14 protein-coding genes and 1 riboswitch are annotated in these 17890 nt (G+C 71.8%); of the genes, 2 read left to right on the top strand and 12 right to left on the bottom strand.

All coding sequences use genetic code 11. From position 1 onward, the window contains the following. Positions 1 to 533: 533 nt before the first annotated feature. The 3 genes from MMA15_RS05545 to MMA15_RS05535 form a co-directional block, all read right to left on the bottom strand. On the bottom strand, positions 534 to 749 hold the full coding sequence (locus MMA15_RS05545) for a DUF7196 family protein (RefSeq protein WP_241057882.1): 216 nt from the start codon (positions 747 to 749) through the stop codon (positions 534 to 536). Positions 750 to 1000: 251 nt separating this feature from the next. Continuing rightward, positions 1001 to 1288, bottom strand: a complete 288-nt coding sequence (locus tag MMA15_RS05540; RefSeq protein WP_241057881.1) for a DUF1360 domain-containing protein — start codon at positions 1286 to 1288, stop codon at positions 1001 to 1003. 319 nt (positions 1289 to 1607) lie between these two features. After that, positions 1608 to 2999 (bottom strand): cytochrome P450, encoded by a 1392-nt coding sequence (locus MMA15_RS05535; RefSeq protein ID WP_241057880.1) that lies wholly within the window; start codon positions 2997 to 2999, stop codon positions 1608 to 1610. A 241-nt stretch (positions 3000 to 3240) separates the two neighbouring features. After that, positions 3241 to 3467, top strand: a riboswitch (cobalamin riboswitch). Positions 3468 to 3703: 236 nt separating this feature from the next. Here MMA15_RS05535 and metE point away from each other — a divergent pair. Beyond that, positions 3704 to 6076 (top strand): 5-methyltetrahydropteroyltriglutamate--homocysteine S-methyltransferase, encoded by a 2373-nt coding sequence (gene metE, locus MMA15_RS05530; protein WP_241057879.1) that lies wholly within the window; start codon positions 3704 to 3706, stop codon positions 6074 to 6076. A gap of 190 nt (positions 6077 to 6266) precedes the next feature. Here the strand turns inward: metE and MMA15_RS05525 are convergent, their stop codons facing one another. Together MMA15_RS05525 and MMA15_RS05520 are read right to left on the bottom strand one after the other, a co-directional pair. Then, positions 6267 to 7040 carry a CbtA family protein gene (locus MMA15_RS05525; protein WP_241057878.1) on the bottom strand — a complete coding sequence of 258 codons (774 nt, stop codon included), beginning with the start codon at positions 7038 to 7040 and terminating at the stop codon, positions 6267 to 6269. Positions 7041 to 7054: 14 nt separating this feature from the next. Next, on the bottom strand, positions 7055 to 7288 hold the full coding sequence (locus MMA15_RS05520; protein ID WP_241057877.1) for a CbtB domain-containing protein: 234 nt from the start codon (positions 7286 to 7288) through the stop codon (positions 7055 to 7057). A gap of 291 nt (positions 7289 to 7579) precedes the next feature. On the opposite strand from MMA15_RS05520, the gene MMA15_RS05515 reads away from it, so the two are divergent. Continuing rightward, a complete protein-coding gene (locus MMA15_RS05515; protein WP_241057876.1) occupies positions 7580 to 8248 on the top strand; it encodes a histidine phosphatase family protein in 669 nt (222 codons plus the stop codon). An 88-nt stretch (positions 8249 to 8336) separates the two neighbouring features. On the opposite strand, the gene MMA15_RS05510 is transcribed toward MMA15_RS05515, so the two are convergent. The 7 genes from MMA15_RS05510 to MMA15_RS05480 all read right to left on the bottom strand — a co-directional run bounded on the left by MMA15_RS05510 (position 8337) and on the right by MMA15_RS05480 (position 17746). Beyond that, a complete protein-coding gene (locus MMA15_RS05510) occupies positions 8337 to 8789 on the bottom strand; it encodes a VOC family protein (RefSeq protein WP_241057874.1) in 453 nt (150 codons plus the stop codon). 194 nt (positions 8790 to 8983) lie between these two features. After that, complete coding sequence (nhaA, locus tag MMA15_RS05505; RefSeq protein ID WP_372498187.1) at positions 8984 to 10876, bottom strand: Na+/H+ antiporter NhaA; 1893 nt, start codon at positions 10874 to 10876, stop codon at positions 8984 to 8986. 126 nt (positions 10877 to 11002) lie between these two features. After that, on the bottom strand, positions 11003 to 11533 hold the full coding sequence (locus MMA15_RS05500; RefSeq protein ID WP_241057873.1) for a TerD family protein: 531 nt from the start codon (positions 11531 to 11533) through the stop codon (positions 11003 to 11005). A gap of 211 nt (positions 11534 to 11744) precedes the next feature. Next, the gene (locus MMA15_RS05495; protein WP_241057872.1) at positions 11745 to 14147 is read right to left on the bottom strand and encodes a M20/M25/M40 family metallo-hydrolase; all 2403 of its coding nucleotides are present in this window, start codon (positions 14145 to 14147) and stop codon (positions 11745 to 11747) included. Between the two features lie 190 nt (positions 14148 to 14337). Further along, the gene (locus MMA15_RS05490) at positions 14338 to 15291 is read right to left on the bottom strand and encodes an SDR family NAD(P)-dependent oxidoreductase (RefSeq protein WP_241057871.1); all 954 of its coding nucleotides are present in this window, start codon (positions 15289 to 15291) and stop codon (positions 14338 to 14340) included. Continuing rightward, positions 15291 to 16616 carry an MFS transporter gene (locus MMA15_RS05485; protein WP_241057870.1) on the bottom strand — a complete coding sequence of 442 codons (1326 nt, stop codon included), beginning with the start codon at positions 16614 to 16616 and terminating at the stop codon, positions 15291 to 15293. Before MMA15_RS05485 ends, MMA15_RS05490 begins: the two co-directional genes overlap by 1 nt. After that, positions 16613 to 17746, bottom strand: a complete 1134-nt coding sequence (locus tag MMA15_RS05480; protein WP_241057869.1) for a polysaccharide deacetylase family protein — start codon at positions 17744 to 17746, stop codon at positions 16613 to 16615. Before MMA15_RS05480 ends, MMA15_RS05485 begins: the two co-directional genes overlap by 4 nt. Positions 17747 to 17890 lie beyond the last annotated feature (144 nt).

Raw genomic sequence — 17890 nt, 5'->3', positions numbered from 1 at the left:
TGAAGGGCACACTGGCAGAGACGGCGTAGTTTCCGAAGGGCTGCTGATCGTATGCGCCCCCGGGTGTGCCAGCGAAGGATCGGAACCTTCACCGAAGAGGGTCGAGGGCCGAACGTACGCGGGGGGCACTCGCGTTGTCCGGAGAGTCGGACCGCCGGGAGGATCGCAGCACGCAGATCAACTGCGCAAGGCAGAGCCGCCGTTGAGGGAAGCGGACGAAGGAGATGTGCGCCGCTCGCACGAACCGGCGCGGGCGGCACGGCCGTTGACGGGCGCCTTCGTCCGCGAGAGCGCGCACGCCAAGGCTCCTAGGCCCTTTTTCGGGGCGCCGCGTGCCGTGCCGTCGCCGGACGGACGGACGAGCGGAGGTCCTAGCAGAGCCGTACGCGAGAGCGGAATCTGCGGACGCAGAACGGAACCCTCGTGCCCGCTGTGTCGGCGGTCCCGCATCCGGCCGGGGTGTCGGGCCGGTGCAGGAGCGCCGCCATGCGCACGAGGGTTCCGTGTGGTGGTGGGTGTTCGGGGCTTCGCGGCTACTGGTTGACGGCGGTGATCGTCCCCTGGCCGCCGGCGCGCCGGTTGGCGGCGTTGGCCTCATGCGCGGTGACGTAGTCGCGGGCGACGCCGTTCGGCAGCGTCAGCCGGTAGCGGACGGCCGCGCGGCGGTGTTTCGCAGTGGCTCTCGCGGCGGCCTGCGCCGCGTTCGTATTCCTGTTCGCGCCGGCTTTGTTGCCGCAGTTGCATCCCATGGCGAATCCTCCTTCTAACCGGCCGATTTCACGGCCGCCTGACGGGCCATCGTCCCCCCTGCACGCGAACCCCGGCCGGACCGAGGGGATCGCCGTTCTTCCCGGCCGCTCAACAGGACGGATCACAAACAGGGGATTCCGTACTCACCGTGTCGTGTCCCCGCGGCAGATGCCGTCAACACCTCTGCCAAGCGGCAGCGTTGACGAGCAGAGGAAAGCGGACCTGGGGGGTGCGGGTTGGTCCAAGCGATTCAGTCGACCCATTCGGAGGCCACGCCCGCGAGGTAGGACAGCGTCAGAATCAGAGCCACAGCCTGAAAGGCGACGGTGCCGCCGATGAGATAGGCGAGCGTAACCACTCCCGCGGCGACCCAGATGCTCGTGCACCAGCCGCAGTTGACCAGATATGAGGGCTTGGATTCCTCTCCGAAACGATCGGCCGTCCAGGACCGGAATCCGGCGGCCAGGGTGTCCTTGGTTATGAAGCGGGTGATACGGCAAGTGGCGCCCAGTGCAAGGAGGAACACCGCGATGTTCATGAAAGTCAATCGTAAGGCGACGCGGCGTCCGGGAACAGCGGCTGGTGGCAGAACAATTCGCCGAGAGAGGTGGAGAAGGCGATGCGGGCTCACATGAAACGCACATGCGCAAAGCAGTGCTCTGCTGCGACAACTCCGGTCGTCATCGTTCAATTCAGTTCGTGACCGTCCTGCTGCCGCCTACCGCTGAACGTGCTCCGCTGCGTCGGCACCCTCTGTGCGGCCCGCGTGCCGATCCTCTGCGCCGTTGCCGCGGGCCGCGCCCGGAGCCTTCGGACACCGGCGCGGCCTGTGGCAACTTCCCCGCCCGTACGGGCGCTCAGCCGGCCGAGCCGGAAACCCCCTTCGCGACTTCGAACTCCAGTGAGCGGATGCGGTTGTCGAAGCTGGACGGGACGAGGTCCGGCAGCCCGGCCGCCCGCATGCCGACGGAGTCGGTGAGCAGCAGCCGGAAGAGCGCCTTGAGTTCCTGGCGTGCGAGGTGCGCGCCGAGGCAGTAGTGCGGTCCTCCGCCGCCGTAGCCGAGGTGGGGGTTGGGATCGCGGGTGATGTCGAAGGCGTCCGGGTCGGTGAAGACGGCCTCGTCGCGGTTGGCGGAGGCGTAGTAGAGCGCGACGGTCTCGCCCTCGCGCAGCGTACGGCCGCCCATGACGTGGTCCGAGCGGAGCGTACGGCGGAACTGGATGATCGGCGTCGAGTACCGCACGATCTCCTCGACGGCGGTGTCGGCGTACTTTTCGAAGTCGCTCTCCCACAGCTCCCGTTGATCGGGGTGCTCGGCGAGCAGCGCGAGGCCGTGGGAGATCGCGTTACGGGTGGTCTCCACGCCCGCGACCATCAACAGCGTGAAGAACGCCCCCAGTTGACGGTTGCCGAGGCACTGCCCGTCGATGTCGGCGGTGACGAGCGCCGAGATCAGGTCGTCGGTGGGGCGGCGGCGCCGCTCGCGGGCGAGCATTGCGATCATGACGTGCATACGGGCCAGCGCACGGAGCCCCTTGCCGGGGACGCGGAACTTCGCGCCCGCGCCGCGCCGTACGCCGATGTTCTCGGATGCGTCGTTGAGCTGGGCGAGGATGCGCGGCCGGTGGCGGCGTGGGATGCCCATCATGTTGCACACGACCTCGCACGGCACGAGGGAGGCCACGGCGGTCACGAAGTCACGCGACGGCTGCCGTACCGCGTCCGCGACCACGTCGGCCACGACCTTCTCGATGTCCTGCTCGGCGCCCGCCAGCAACCGGGGGCTGAACGCCCGGGAGATGATCTTCCGCAGCCGGGCGTGATCACGGCCGTCGAGGTTGACCATGGAATCGCCGAAGAGGGCCTTGACCCATGGCGCGGGATGCGGCGTGGTCACTCCGGGCGCACTTCCGAACACCGCCGGGTTACGGCTGGCCTCCAGCACGTGTGCGTGTCTGACGAGGGCGTAGAAGCCCGGCTGCCGGTGCCTGCGCACGACGTGCGGCGGCTGCGCGAAATAGGCGGGCGCCTCCTGTTCGCGCAGCGCCGCGAAGATCCGGTGGCGCCGGTCGTGGGGGAGTTGCCAGAAGCCGGGGTCGGCGAGGTTCGCTTCGGGCTCGGACGCGGACGCCGTTCCGGGTGCTGTCTCCGGTGCCGCCTCCGGCCCTGCTGCGTCCGTCCCCCCGGAACTCCCCTCGGCCGCCGCTGCTGACGCGGACGTGGGCTCCGACGCGGTGCGGGATGCCATGGTCATCATCTCCAGTCGCTTGTGGCACTGTTCGACCCCGGACCGCGCAAGGGCCTGCGCGGCGGGGCGAGTCTCCGGCAGCAGCTTGGGACCGGCGGCCCGCGACACCCCGTGCGCCACACCGCCACGACCCGGACGGCCCTCCTGATGCGGCGCCGCCCGCACGCCACGGGCCCGTAAACCGGGGCAGCGCATGAAGTACGCCTCACCGCCGCCCGTTGTACGCCCCGCTCGCCCGCTCGTAGGCTGGAAGAGCAGTCGGTTCGCCCTGTCCGCCAGGCAGGGCGTCGCAAGAGGGAATCCGGTGAGAGTCCGGAACTGCCCCGCAGCGGTGAGTGGGAACGAACGCCGTCATACGCACTGGGCCCCCGATGGGCACGGGAAGCGACGGCCAGTAGGAGCCCGTCCGTGGATCACGGACGCGGCAGGCCCACGAGTCCGAAGACCTGCCACTGCCCGCCGGGTACTTCCCCGCGGCTCCTCCCCGGTCGCTGGCACCGGAAGGCGCCTCAAGGGAGAGCCCAGGGCCGCGAGGCCCGAGGGAGACGTCCCCGGCGGACCGGATTCGGTGGCCTCGAGGGCGGGCCGGCGGTACAGGCGAGCGGCACGCGGCGCGCGTGGTCGCCGCCGCGGCGCCTTTCCTCCTCGTCAGTACCTCGCTCCGTACCCCACGGTCACCGGCGAGACTCGCGAAGGAGAGTTGAGTGACAGCGAAGACCGCAGCCGCGGCGTCGAACGCTTCGAAGACCCCACGGCCCACGGCTCCCACCGTCCACGGCTACCCACGCCAAGGACCGGGACGTGAGCTGAAGAAGGCCGTCGAGGGCTACTGGAAGGGCCGCGTCACCGCCGGTGCCCTGCGGGAGACCGCGGCACGCCTGCGCCGGGAGAACTGGCGGCAGCTCAGGGAGACCGGGGTGCACGAGGTGCCCACCGGGGACTTCTCCCTCTACGACCATGTGCTCGACACCACCGTCATGGTGGGCGCTGTGCCCGAGCGGCACCGTGCCGCCGTCGAACAGGACCCGCTCGACGGCTACTTCGCCATGGCACGCGGTACACAGGACGTCGCACCGCTGGAGATGACCAAGTGGTTCGACACCAACTACCACTACCTCGTACCGGAGTTGGGCCCCGGCACCCGCTTCGCCGCCGACTCGGCGAAGCAGACCGGCGAGCTGTCCGAGGCGATCGCACAGGGCCACGAGGCACGGCCCGTGCTCGTCGGGCCCGTCACCTATCTGCTGCTGGCCAAGCCCGCGCCCGGCGTGCCCGAGGACTTCGAACCGCTGACTCTGCTGGAGCGTCTGCTGCCCGTCTACGCCGAGGTGCTCGCCGACCTCCGTGCGGCGGGCGCCGGATGGGTGCAGCTCGACGAGCCCGCGCTGGCCCAGGACCGCACCCCGGACGAGCTGTCCGCGGCGGCTCGCGCCTACCGGGAGCTGGGCGAACTCACCGACAGGCCGAGGCTGTTGGCGGCCTCATACTTCGACCGGCTCGGCGACGCGCTGCCCGTACTGGCGAAGGCGCCCATCGAGGGCCTGGCGCTGGACTTCACGGGCAGGGCCGCCGCCAACCTGGAGGACCTGGCGCGTGCGGGCGGCCTGCCCGGCAAGCGGCTGGTCGCCGGTGTCGTGGACGGCCGCAACATCTGGATCAACGATCTGAAGAAGTCCCTCGCCACGCTGGCTTCGCTGCTCGGCTTCGCCGGCCGCGTCGACGTCGCCCCGTCCTGCTCGCTGCTGCACGTGCCGCTGAACGCCGCGGTCGAGCGCGACATCGACCCGCAGATCGCACGCTGGCTGGCCTTCGCACGGCAGAAGACGGAGGAGACCGTCGCCCTGGCGAAGGGAATGAGCGAAGGCACCGACGTCATCGCGGGCCTGCTGCACGCCAACTCGGCGGCACTGGCGTCCCGTTCGTCGGCTGCGCTCACCCGCGACCCGGCGGTGCGCGCCCGCAGCGAGGCAGTCACCGGCGACGACTCCCGCCGCGCCCAGCCCTATCCGGAGCGTGCCGCCGCGCAGCGTGCCCGGCTGGGCCTGCCGCCGCTGCCCACGACCACCATCGGCTCCTTCCCGCAGACCGGTGAACTACGGTCAGCACGCGCGGACTTGAGGGCGGGACGCCTCGATGCCGACGGCTACGGCAAGCGGATCGCCGCCGAGATCCGCGACGTGGTGGCCTTCCAGGATCAGGCCGGGCTGGACGTGCTCGTGCACGGCGAGCCCGAACGCAACGACATGGTGCAGTACTTCGCCGAGCGGCTCAGCGGATACATCGCGACCCGGCACGGCTGGGTGCAGTCCTACGGCACCCGCTATGTACGGCCGCCGATCCTCGCGGGCGACGTCTCACGTCCCGCACCGATGACGGTGGAGTGGACGCGTTACGCGCAGTCGCTGACGGACCGCCCCGTCAAGGGCATGCTCACCGGCCCGGTCACCATGCTCGCGTGGTCGTTCGTACGGGACGACCAGCCGCGTGCCGAGACCGCGCGCCAGGTGGCCCTCGCACTGCGCGACGAGGTCGCCGACCTGGAGGACGCGGGCACCGCCGTGATCCAGGTCGACGAGCCCGCGCTGCGGGAGACGCTGCCGCTGCGCGCCGAGGGCAGGACGGAGTACCTGGCGTGGGCGACGGAGGCGTTCCGGCTGGCCACGGGCGTGGTGCGTGCGGACACCCAGATCCATACGCACATGTGCTACGCGGAGTTCGGCGACATCGTCTCCGCCATCGCGGACCTCGACGCCGATGTGATCAGCCTGGAGGCCGCACGCTCCCACATGCAGGTCGCGGACGAACTGGCCGCCGCCGGCTATCCGAACGAGGTCGGCCCCGGCGTGTACGACATCCACTCGCCGCGGGTGCCGGACGTCCACGAGATCGAGTCTCTGCTGCGCAAGGCCCTCGGTGCCGTCCCCTCGGAGCGGCTGTGGGTCAACCCGGACTGCGGTCTGAAGACCCGCGGCTGGCCCGAGGTCCGGGAGGCGCTGGAGCACATGACGAGGGCCGCGCGGACGGTGAGGCGAGAGCTTCGGGAGGGCGTACGCACGGAGACCCAGGACCGGGGCTGAGCGGCTGAGGGCCTGAGGGGCTGACGGTCTGGGCCTTCCCGGTCCCGGCCCCGAAGACGCCGCTGCCGGGCACCTGTCGCGGTGCCCGGCAGCGGCGGCGTACATGGCGGGGCCGTGCGGTGGTGCTCCGTAGCGGACGCGCCTGCGCGGCTCACGCCGCCATACGGCCCGAACGCCCGTCCGGTCCCGTTCAGTTCGCGGCAGTGGCCGCCGGCGGCGGCGCAGTCCCCCTCTCACCGTCGGCCAACGGGCCGGCCCCCAGGGCGCGTTCGGCCAGATGACCGAACGCGAGCCCGAAGGCCGACCACAGCACGAGCTGCACGGCGAGCGCCGAGACCCGGAACCGCCACAGCAGCAACGCCGGGAAGTGCTCCGGCAGTTCGCTCAGCGACGGAAGGAACGCATAGGCCAGCCCGACGGCGAAGGCGAAGCCGAGCACGGCCGTCACCGTCGCGTACCAGTTGCCCAGGCGCGGAGCCAGGCGCTTGCCGAGGATGGTCGCCGCGACCGCGAGCAGCACGCTCAGCAGCACCATCAGGAAGTACAGAGCCGTGCGCTTGTCGAGGCTCGCCGGGTCGCCCACCGAGGGCGGGTTCGCCGGGTACTTCAGGAACGGCACCAGATACACGCACACGAACGCGGCCCCCGACAGCAGCAACGCCGTGGCACGCGGCCCGAACCGGCCCACGCGCCCCAGCGCGAAGCTGAACGCCAGCGACGCGATGCCGCCCAGGGCCACGCCGTAGACCAGCACGGCCGTGGCGAGGCCCGCCGTGGACTGCATGCCGCGGCTGACGATCTCCTCGCCGTGCTCGTGGGAGTGCGCGTGCGCCTCCTCGTAGGCGATGGCGGCGTCCACATGCGGCTCACCCAGCAACGAGGCCGTCACCAGGGCGAACAGCCCGGCCACCAGACCGGCGAGCATGCCGCGCACGAGGAGGGTCCTCACTGTGGCGGAGTTCATCGTGCCCTCCCCGCTCAGTGGCAGGGGAAGCCGAGGAGGTGGCGTCCGTCGTGGACCCACTCGTGCACGCCGGTACCGGAGATGAGGGACGTGGCACCCTGCTCCGCCCCTACGAAGTACAGCGCCACGAGCATCAGCAGGCCGAAGAAGAAAGCCCACGGGAGAATCGCCTTGACCGGCAGCGTCGAGGGAACAGCGGCGCCGGAGGCGGGAGTTGCGGAACTGGGCGGAGCGATGGACTGTGCCATGGCAGGACCTCCTGTCGGGAACTCGCGTCCCTGTAGTTGGAGCTCGTGACGGCACAGCGGGTCTGGCTCGCCCCCGCCCGTACGCTGCACACGGCAGCAGACCGGAAGGGGCATACAGTGGCGCGACCGCGCCGGAATTCCACCGGCTTCCGCCCTGCCGTCGTCGATCGATACCAGCGGAAGGTACCCCGACAGCACCTGCCCGGCCAAGGCCGCCCATCCCGGACATCGCGACGACGCCCGATCAACTCCCCTACGGAGAGCGCCCGTTCAAGGGGCGAGGAGAGACCGATGACCACGCGAGTGACTTTGATCTCGCCCGCACGCAGCGAGTCGTCCGACGCCTTCCGCTTCGACGACGGCCGTCCGCTGAGCGCGGCGGGACTGCGGGACGCGCGTCAGGCACGGTCGGCGGCCGTCGCCCTGCTGCGGGCGGCGGGGACGCACGTCGCCTCGCCGTCGCCGCGCTGTGTGCGCACTGCCGAGGAACTGGGCTTCCCCGGCGCCGCCTTCCGCACGGACGAGCGGCTGTCCGGCTGCGGGATGGGCCGCTGGCGTGGCAGGACCCTGGACGAGGTGAGCGCGTCGGAGCCGGAGGGCGTGGCGCTGTGGCTGTCTGACCCCGAACGCGCCCCGCACGGCGGTGAGTCGGTGGCGCGGCTGTGCGCCAGGACGGGGGAGTGGCTGGCGGAGCTGGCGCATACGCCCGGCCGCGTGCTGGCGGTCGTAGAGCCCGATGTCGTACGTGCTGCCGTGGTGTGCGCGCTGGCGGCGCCGGCGGGCGTGCTGTGGCGGGTGGACGTACCGCCGCTGACGGTCACGGAACTCAGCGGACGGTCGGGCCGCTGGAACCTCCGTGCGGGCACGGATCTCGCGGGGCGCGGCGCGGGCGATGCGGTGGACCCCGAAGCCGCCGCGAGCGAGGAGGACCAGGAAGCCGAGGAGATCTGGGAGACCTAGGCGATTCGGCGGCCCGGGGCTTCAGACGGTCCACGGACGCCGCCGCCCCAGGGGCCCGGGGGACCGGGCCCCTGGGGGGCTCGCCGTGCTAGCGCGTCCCGGCCGGCGGGTCCGCGAAGACGCCCTCCAGCATCCCGGTCGCCTGCCCCACCTCGATGAGGTAGCCGTCGGGATCCCTTACGTAGCAGCGGAGTTCGGCCTTGCGGTCGATGGGCGGGGTGAGGAACTCCGCGCCCCTGGCGCTCCATTCGCGGTAGCACTCCTGGATGTCGGCCACGCGGATGTTGAGGAAGCAGTCGGCGGTGCCGGGCTCCTCCGGCGGACGCAGTGTCACATCGGGCTTGTCGGGGGTGGGGCCGCCGCCCGGGTTCATGATGATCCAGCCGTTGCCGAGCCGGACGATGCACGGGTTCTCCTCCAGCACCACCGTGCCGCCGAGGACGCCGGAGTAGAACGCGCGTGAGCGCGCCACGTCCCGCACCGTGAGGAAGTGGGTGAGCAGGACGCCCGTCTCGGGCGCGGGCAGGTCTTCGCGTCTCATGTTCCGTGTGTCTCCCTGGATCGGCGGGCAGTACGTCACATCCGGTCCGGGCTCACATCCGGGCCGGTCCCTTGCGCCCGGATGTCCGCTCGGCCCTGAATTCCGGCCGGCCCTGAATTCCGGCCGGGGCTCGCCCGGCGCCGGTGTCCCCGCAGTTATGGACGCGGCCGCCCGCGGCAGCGCGGTAACACGCGCTACACGCCGCCGATGTCTGCCCGTACGCGTGCCGCCCGTACCGCCGCGTGCAGGCCCGCGCTGTCGTACGAGCCGTGGTGGCGGCGCCCGTTGACGAAGAACGTGGGCGTGCCGGACACGCCGCTCTCGTCGGCGGACTCGATGTCCTCGGCGACCCGGTCCGCTCCGACGCGGGCACGCAGATCCTCGCGGAAGCGCTCGGTGTCCAGGCCCAGCGCCTCCGCCTGACGGACCAGCATGTGCACGCTGGTCTCCTCCTGGTTGGCCAGCAGCCAGTCGTGCATCTCCCAGAACGCGCCCTGCACGCCTGCCGCTTCGGCCGCCTCCGCCCGGAGCTGAGCGTTGGGGTGCACGTCCGTGAGCGGCAGATGGCGCCACACGTGCCGCACGTCGTCGCTGCCGCTCAGCAGCGCCCGGATGACGGGTTCCGCGCCCGCGCAGTACGGGCATTCGTGGTCGCCGTACTCGACGAGTGTCACGGTGGCGTCGGCGGGGCCGCGTACATGGTCGCGTTCGTCGTCGACCTCGATCGCCAGATCCCGTACGGGTGCCGAGGTGCCCAGCAGCGCCCGGCCCTTGACGTGGTGCGGCAGCATGGCCGTGGCCCGCGACACGGCCCAGGTGACGAGGGACGCGCACAGCGCAGCGCTCAGCACGCCGACCTTCGCCTCGTCCAACTGCTCGCCGTGGAAGGCCAGTCCCGCGATCAGCAGCGAGACGGTGAAGCCGATGCCGGCGATCGTCCCGCCTCCGGCGGCCGCCGCCCAGCCGACCGGGGGACGCAGCCGCCCGCCGCTGAGACGCGTCACCAGCCAGGAGACGCCGACGATGCCCACCGGCTTCCCGGCGACGAAGCCGACGAGGATGCCGAGGGTGATGGGCGAGGAGAACGCACGGGAGAGCAGTTCCGGGGTGATCGGAACCCCCGTGTTGGCGAGCGCGAAGAGCGGCACGATCACATAGCTCGTCCAGGGATGGAAGAGGTGCTGGAGCCGGTCGTTGGGCGAGATGGCCGCCGCGAGACCGACGCGTGCGGTACGGGCCAGCTCACCCGTCGGCTGCTCACGGAAGAGCCGGAACAGCCCGCTGGCGCGCTCCAGATCGCCGCGGGACGCGGGATAGGCGTAGGTCAGCAGCCCCAGCACCAGACCCGTGACGACGGGGTCCACGCCGGACTCCAGCATCGCGACCCACATGGTGACGCCCAGCAAGGCGTAGGCGAACCCGGAGGAGACCGTCGCGTACCGCAGCAGCAGTACGACCGCGAGCAGGCCGCAGGCCGTCAACAGCGGTACGAGGGAGACGTGTTCGCTGTAGACGAGGGCGATGACCGCCAGCGCGAGCACGTCGTCCACGACGGTGAAGGTGAGCATGAAGGCACGCAGCCGCCGGGGGAAGCGCGGGCCCACCAGGGCGAGCATGCCCAGCGCGAAGGCCGTGTCCGTCGACATGGCCGCGCCCCAGCCCCGCGCGGAGCCGTGTCCCGCGTTGAAGGCCAGATAGACGGCGACGGGCACGAGCATGCCGCCGACTCCCGCGAGGGCGGGGAGAGTCACCCTCCGCCGCTCGCGGAGATCGCCCATGTCGAACTCGCGGCGGGCCTCCAGCCCGACGACGAAGAAGAAGAACGTCATGAGCCCGCTGTTGACCCAGTCGTGCAGGTCGAGGGAGATCCGCTCGTCCGAGACGCCGATGAACAGCCTCGTCGTCCACAGCCGTTCATACGAGGCGAAGTCGACGTTCGCCCAGATCAGCGCGGCGAGCGTGGCGGACAGCAGCACCGCGGCGCTGCCGGTCTCGGTGCGCAGGAAACGGCGCAGCGGACGGTGGATGTTCGCCCAGGGCGTCCGCCCGGACATCTCACTGCGCCGGGACGCCTTGGAGTCGCTCATTCCGCAAGTCTGTCCCAGGGGCGGCGCGCGGGCACGGCACCGGGGGTGTGCGTCGGGACCGCCGGGCGGGGCGGCCCGGTCCGCCCGGCCCACGGCGTGGTCACGCCGTCAGGTCCCAGGGGCGGTTCAGGACGGCCCGCGGCCCATCTCCCTCGCGAAGGACGCGGGCTCGGTGTCGAACCCGGTGACCGTGCCGTGGAGCTGCCACGCTCCGTTCTCGCCCCGTACGAACTCCGCGACGGTCGCCGCCGTCGAGCCCGCGACCCCCGAGAAGTCGTCCTCGGCCAGCTTGTCGTAGCCCTCGGAGATCCGGACGTGGGTGTTGGACACGTCGCCGAACGTGGTGCGCCCCGCCTGCTGCTGGATGGCCACGCCCACCACGACTCGAACGTAGGGGGGCGCGAGGCGCTCCAGCTCCAGCGTCATGGCCTCGTCGGGACCGAAGCCCTGGCCGGTGCGGCTGTCCCTGTTGAGGGTGATCGTGCCGTCGGGGGAGCGGCTGTCGAAGTGCACGAGATAGTCGGGCTCCCCGTGGGGGTCGTCTGCGGTGTACGTGGCGGCGACCAGATCGAGGTCGTGCACGGGCGCACCCATGGGACTGGGGTCCCACTTCAGCGCCACCTCGACCTTTTCGAGGCCCTTGTTGAGACTGCTCACAGACTTCCCCTCCCGGTCCGGAATGCAGCGGTGCCGACCGCCCCCACCGGATCAACTGTACTGCCGTGAAAGGGCGTTGAAGCGCCCGGTCAGGCAATCGGAAGAGCGGCCCGTCACCCGCCGCGGCCGGGCCCCCGGTGGTCCGTGGCGCCCCGAGGGCCCGTCGCCGTGAAGTCAGTCCGTGAACGCCGCCAGCACTCCCGCCGTGAAGTCAGTCCGTGAACGCCGCCAGCACTCCCGCCGTGAGCGCCGCGCGCTCCGTCATCCCGCTGACGGTGGTGTGTTCCGTACGGGCGTGCGCGCCCGCGCCCACCGCGCCGAGCCCGTCGAGCACCGGAACTCCCGCGGCGAGCACGAAGTTGCCGTCGCTCGCGCCGCCGACGGACGTCTCCCGCAGGCCGAGACCCAGCGGCTCGCCGCAGTCGCGGGCGAGCCCGTAGAGCGCGGCGACCTCGGGGGTGCGCTCGAAGACGGGACGGTTCCACTCGCCGGCGACGGTCACCCTCGTACGCGGATCCACCGGGGAGAGGGCCGACAGCGCGGTCTCGATCCGTTTCTGCTCGGCGGTTGAGGCCACACGCACGTCGAGGTCGGCGACCGCGCGCCCGGCGGTGACATTGCTGCGCGTACCGCCGTGCAGCACACCGACGTTGACGCTGGTCCCCGCCCGCGGGTCGCTGAGGGCGCCGAGTCGCAGCACCTGGTGCGCGGCCTCCTCGACCGCGCTGGCGCCCGCGGTGGGGTCGAGCCCCGCATGCGCCTCCACTCCGTCGACCGTCAGCCGGAACAGGCCGACGCCCTTGCGAGCAGTCTTCACCGCACCGTCGGCCGCCGCCTCGAAGACCAGCGCGGCACGCGAGCCCGCGGCCTCCGCGACGACGGCGTCACTGGAGGCGAGGCTGCCGGTCTCCTCGTCGCCGTTGAGCATCAACGTGCAGGCGGGGCGCGGCAGTCCGAGATGGTCGAGGGCGCGCAGCGCCCATACGGCCTGCACCAGCCCGGCCTTCATGTCGAAGACGCCGGGGCCGGAGACGCGGTCGCCCTCACGGTGGAACGGCCACTCCTCCAGGGTGCCGGTCGGCCACACCGTGTCGTAGTGGGCCAGCAGCAGCACGGGACGGGCGCCGCCTTCGCCGGAGCCCGTACGGGCGGCGGGGTAGCGGCGTATCACGATGTCGCCTGCGTCCTCCCGGACCAGCCGCTCCTCGGTGACTCCCGCGCTTCCCGGCGCCCCCAGCGACTCGTCGAGCCAGCAGCGCAGCCACTCCAGGCAGCTCTCCAGCTCCTCGGGGTCGTCGCTGGAGCTGCCCCGAGCCGTGTACGCGGCCAGGTCGCGCACCATCTCCTCGCGGTGCTCTTCCAGCCACGCCTTGACGGAACGGGCCTCGCCTGGGCTGAGCCTGGGGACGGAGGGCAGCGCCCCGGGGGAGGACGGTTCGGGGCCCGTGGCCGAGCCGGGGGCGGGCGCGTCCACGGTGCCCGTTGCGGAACGGGCCGCATCCGATGGCGCCGACCCGCCGACGGGCTCCCTGCCGGATTCCCTGACGGGCTCCGCGCCCGGCTCGGGGCCCGGCCGCGCCAGCCGGTCCAGTTCGTGGAGCCGCGACTCCGACATGCCCCCCGGGTCGTCCTCCAGCTCGCGCAGTGCGCCGATGACCGCGTGCAGCACGGGAGTTGCGATGCCCGCGCGTTCCGCCTCCTCGAAGACGGTCGCGTAGTGCCAGGTGACCTCGACCGGGCGGCGCCGCACCGCGATGTCGCGCCAGATGCCGCTGCGGTCCTTCGGCTGGGTGCGCAGCCACGCAGTGAGCCGGTCGGCGGCGGCGTCCCGTACTTCGGCGGGTGTGCCCTTGCGGAAGGCGTGCGCCTCGAAGGCGTCGAACGGTTCGAGCCTTACGCCCAGCACTTCGGCGACGGCGAAGATCTCGTGGACGAGGGCGTACATCGCGTCGCGGTGGCGGTCGATGAGATCGGCCATCGCGTCGTCCGCGAGGGAGGTCGCGGCCAGCATCGCGCCGAAGCCGGCCTTGGCCCACAGATAGCCCTCGACGTTGTCGGTGGCGCGGGCGGGCCCCCACGCCTGGAGGTCGCGCACCAGGCGGCGTACTCGCTGCGAGACGGGCGCACCTCCCGGCTCGCCGACGACGAAAGCGCCGGGACCGCCGTCGCGGACGACGCCCGGCCCGGTCACGTCCGCGAAGATGTTCACGAACGCGGCGACGGTGCGTTCCGCGCCTATGTGCCGTGCTATGAGCGCCTCGTTGAAGCCGTTCTGCACGGAGACGACATAGCCGTCGGGCGCGAGCCTCGGGGCGATCCACCGCATCGCGTCCTCGGTGGCCTGCGCCTTGACCGCGAGCAGTACCCGGGTGAGCTGCCCGGCCCGTGGGCCGCCGTGCTCGGCGTCGAACTGCTCGGGCGTCGCGGCGGGCAGCCGCACGGCAGCGAAGCGTCCCCCGCCGTGATCGACCGTCAGGCCGTGCTCCCTGATCGCCGCCACGTGCCCGGCGTCCGAGTCGACGACGGTGACGGGGTGCCCGGCGCGGGCGAGGCTGTGCGCGACGGTGCCGCCGATGGCTCCGCCGCCGACGACGGTGTACGCGTCGCCCCTCATGCGTTGCTTCCTTCCTGCCGATGTTCGCCCGGTGTTTGTCCGCTGGGCTTCTGGCCCCCCGGCTTCCGCCTGCCGGGTTCCTGTCCGCTGGGTTCCTGTGCGCTGGGCTTGTGTCCGCTGGGTTCGTGTGCGCTGGGCTTGTGCCGGGCGGGCGTCTGCCCGCCGTGTGCCGCGGGTACGTGCGGTGCCGTCACGGACGCGCCTCCTGGCGTCGGCGGGCGTCAACGGGCCCTGCGTCCCGGGCAGTCGCGGAGTCCCCCGGCGGCGGCCACAGCCGTGGAAGGTCTCCCGCGCCCGCCGAGGAGCCGCCGTCGACGCGCAGGATCTCCCCGGTGATCCAGGCGGCGTCGCCGCCCGCGATCCAGCGCACCGCGCGGGCGACGTCCTCCGGAGTGCCGGGCCGCCCCAGGGGATTGGCGGACACGGCAGCCGCGTACTGGGGAGCGACGGGATTGCAGTCGCTCGCGACCGGTACGAAGCCGGGGCTGACGGCGTTGACGCGGATTCCGTACGGGCCCAGTTCGAGCGCGGCGGCACGCGTCGCCATCTCCAGCGCCGCCTTGGACGAGGCGTAGGGCCCGCCGCCTGGACGGGCACGCAGAGCCGCCCCGGAGGAGATGTTGACCACCGACGCACTACGGGACGCCGCCACCGCACGGCGGGCGAGCGCGGCCGTGGCCAGCGCGGGAGCCCTCGTGTTGAGGGCGAAGATCCGGTCCCACAGCGCCGCCCCGGGCCGTTCGGTGTCCTCCGCGTTCTCCGCTTCCCAGCCCACGTCGATCATGTCCAGCGAGGGGTAGATGCCCGCCGCGTTGACGAGGACGTCGACGGGTCCGTGCGACTCCCAGGCGAGTTCCACCGCCTCGCCGGGGCCGCCCGGTGCGGCGAGGTCGACGGTGAGGCTCCAGGCGTCCAGGGCCTCGGCGACCGCCGCGAGCCGTTCCGCGTCGACGTCCACGAGGGTCAGCGCGGTGCCGCCGCCGGCGGCGAAGGCCTCCGCGACCGCACGGCCGATGCCTCCGGCGGCACCCGTCACCAGGACATGTGCCTTCGGGCGCGCGTCCGGCGCACCGGCGTCCCGTGGCCCGCCGGCCGGCGTCCCCACGCCCGTAGCCGACGCGTCCGGGCCACCGGCACCGGCCATCAGTCGAACTCCTTGTTCTTCGTCTCCGGCATCGTCAGATAGACGGCCAGCGAGATCAGCGCCGCGGCCGAGACGTACAGCCACACCATTCCGCCGTGACCCGCGTCGTTGAGCCAGGTCGTGACGTACGGAGCCGTACCGCCGAACAGGGCGACGGCCAGTGCGTAGGGCAGTGCGATGCCCGTGGCGCGCACCTCGGGGGGAAACTGCTCGGCCATGATCACCGCGCAGTTCGCGGAGTAGCCGAGGATCAGCATCATGCCCGTGAGCTGCACGAAGAACAGGCTGGCGAAGCTGTTGCTCAGCATGTGCAGCAGCGGCCACGACAGCACCACGAACCCGCCCGCGAAACCGGCCATCGTGGGCTTGCGCCCGATCCGGTCCGAGAGCCTCCCGACGAAAGGCAGCAGCGTCACGAAGATCGCCAGGCACAGGGTCTGCGACAGCAGCGCCTTGTCCATGGGGATGCCGGTCGCGAGGTTCGCGTACGTCGGCAGATATGTGATCCACACGTAGTAGGTGAGGGTGCCCGCGACGGTGATGCCGACGACGCGCAGCGCGGCGCGCGGATGCTCGCGGAACATCGCACCGAGCGGATTGCGGCGCGAACGCCCGCTCTCCGCGGCCTTGGTGAACGACTCGGTGTCCTCGACGGAGACCCGCAGCCAGAGTCCCACCAGGCCCAGCAGCCCGCCGGCGACGAACGCGACCCGCCAGCCCCACGAGTGGAGCGCGTCGTCGCTGAGCGAAGAGGTCAGCACCGTGCCCAGCAGCGAGGCGATCAGCGTGCCCGCGCCGACGGAGACCTGCTGCCACGACCCGGCGAACGCCCGGCGTCCCGCCGCCGCGGACTCCACGAGGAAGGCTGAGGAGGAGCCGAACTCGCCGCCCGCGGAGAAGCCCTGGAGCAGCCGCGCGATCAGCAGCACGACGGGCGCCGCGACACCTATCGCCCCGTAGCCGGGCGTCAGGGCGATGACGAAGGACGCACCCGCCATCAGGCCCACCGTGAGCGTGAGTCCCTTCTTACGGCCGTGCCGGTCCGCGTACGCGCCGAGCACGGCGGCGCCCACGGGCCGTACGACGAATCCGACGGCGAAGACCGCGAGCGTGGAGAGCAGGGCGACGGCACCTTCGGCCTTCGGGAAGAACACCTCCGAGATGACCTTCACGAAGATCGAGTAGAGAGCCCAGTCGACCCACTCGACGGTGTTGCCGATGGTGCCTGCCAGCAGAGCCTTGCGCTGGGCGCGGGTGAGTCTGCCGTCGGAGGGCGGTGGGCCGCCGGAACCGGCGGAGGACGCGGGAGAGGTGTGGGTGCTCATCGGGGCTGCTCCGTCGGTGCGTGGGTGGCGGGTCGGGGGCGGTTCTCGGTGCTCGCGCTCGCGCTGCCGACGGTGCCTGCACCGGTGCCGTCAGGGCCGTGGAGGGCGGAGCCGGAGTTCTCGGGGCCGGAACTGCGGCCCGGCTCAGGCGAGTCGAGCTGCTCGCGGACGGCAGCGGCGAGCTGGTCGTGGGTCGCGAACCACACGTCGCGGTGGCCGCCGATGTGATCCAGCAGCTCGCGCAGCACGACGAGGCGCGAGCGGTGCCCGATGACGTGCGGGTGGAGGGTGAGCTGGAAGACGCCGCCTTCGCGGTAGGCCGCGTCGAACTCGTCCTTCCAGATCTCCAGTACGTCCCGGGGGCGGGTGTAGGGGCGCAGCGCGCCGAAGCGGTCCATCGTGAAGTACGGGGCGTCGTCGCGGATCCAGTCAACGGGGATCTCCACCAGTCCGGTGGCCCGGCCGTTCGCGAGCACCTCGTAGGGCTCGTCGTCGGCCATCAGCGAAGAGTCGTAGCGGAAGCCGAGTTCGAGGATCGTCTCCAGCGTGGAGTCGGAGAAGTCCCAGGAGGGCGTGCGGATTCCGGTGGCCTCCCGGCCGGTGACGTCGGAGAGCGTCTCCCTGGCGCGCCGTATGAGGGCCTTCTCGTCGTCCGCGCCGAGCAGGGTGTTCCGCTCGTGTATCCAGCCGTGCACGGCGATCTCATGGCCCTCGCCCACGTAGCGCCGGGCCTCGTCGGGGTGGAGCAGGGCGGAGACGGCAGGCATGAAGAACGTGGCGGGCGCACCGTGGCGTTCCAGCAGCTCCAGGACGCGGCCGGCGCCCTTGCGTGCCCCGTACTCGCCCTGTGCGAGCAGGCCGGGGCTGGTCTCGCCGTCGCGCAGCGGGATCGTCTCGTGATCGGAGTCGAAGGAGAGCGCCACGGCGGCACGCGCACCCTGCGGCCAGCGTGGTGGGAGCAGCGTGCGCCCGGCACGTACGGCCTCGACATGGCCGCGCCATACGGATTCGGGCCACTGCCACGAGGGGACGTCGGCGTACTCGGTACCTGTGCCTGTACCTGAGCCGGTGCCTGTGCCTGTGGACGGGGAAGCGGCGGGCGGCTGCGCCGGTGAGTCTTGAGCGGACAAGGTGCCTCACAGGGGATTCGGAGGTGTGCGGCGGGACGAAAGGGGCGTGAAGGATGCGAGCGATGCCAACGGGGGACGGATGTGGGGTTCCTGGCGGCGGGCCCAAGTGGTGCGGCCCGTACGGGTGTCGAGGCGCGCGGGGGC

Origin of the sequence: Streptomyces marispadix (genome assembly GCF_022524345.1) — a bacterium.
Classification (GTDB): Bacteria; Actinomycetota; Actinomycetes; order Streptomycetales; family Streptomycetaceae; genus Streptomyces; species Streptomyces marispadix.
This window is presented reverse-complemented; position numbering and strand designations above follow the sequence as displayed.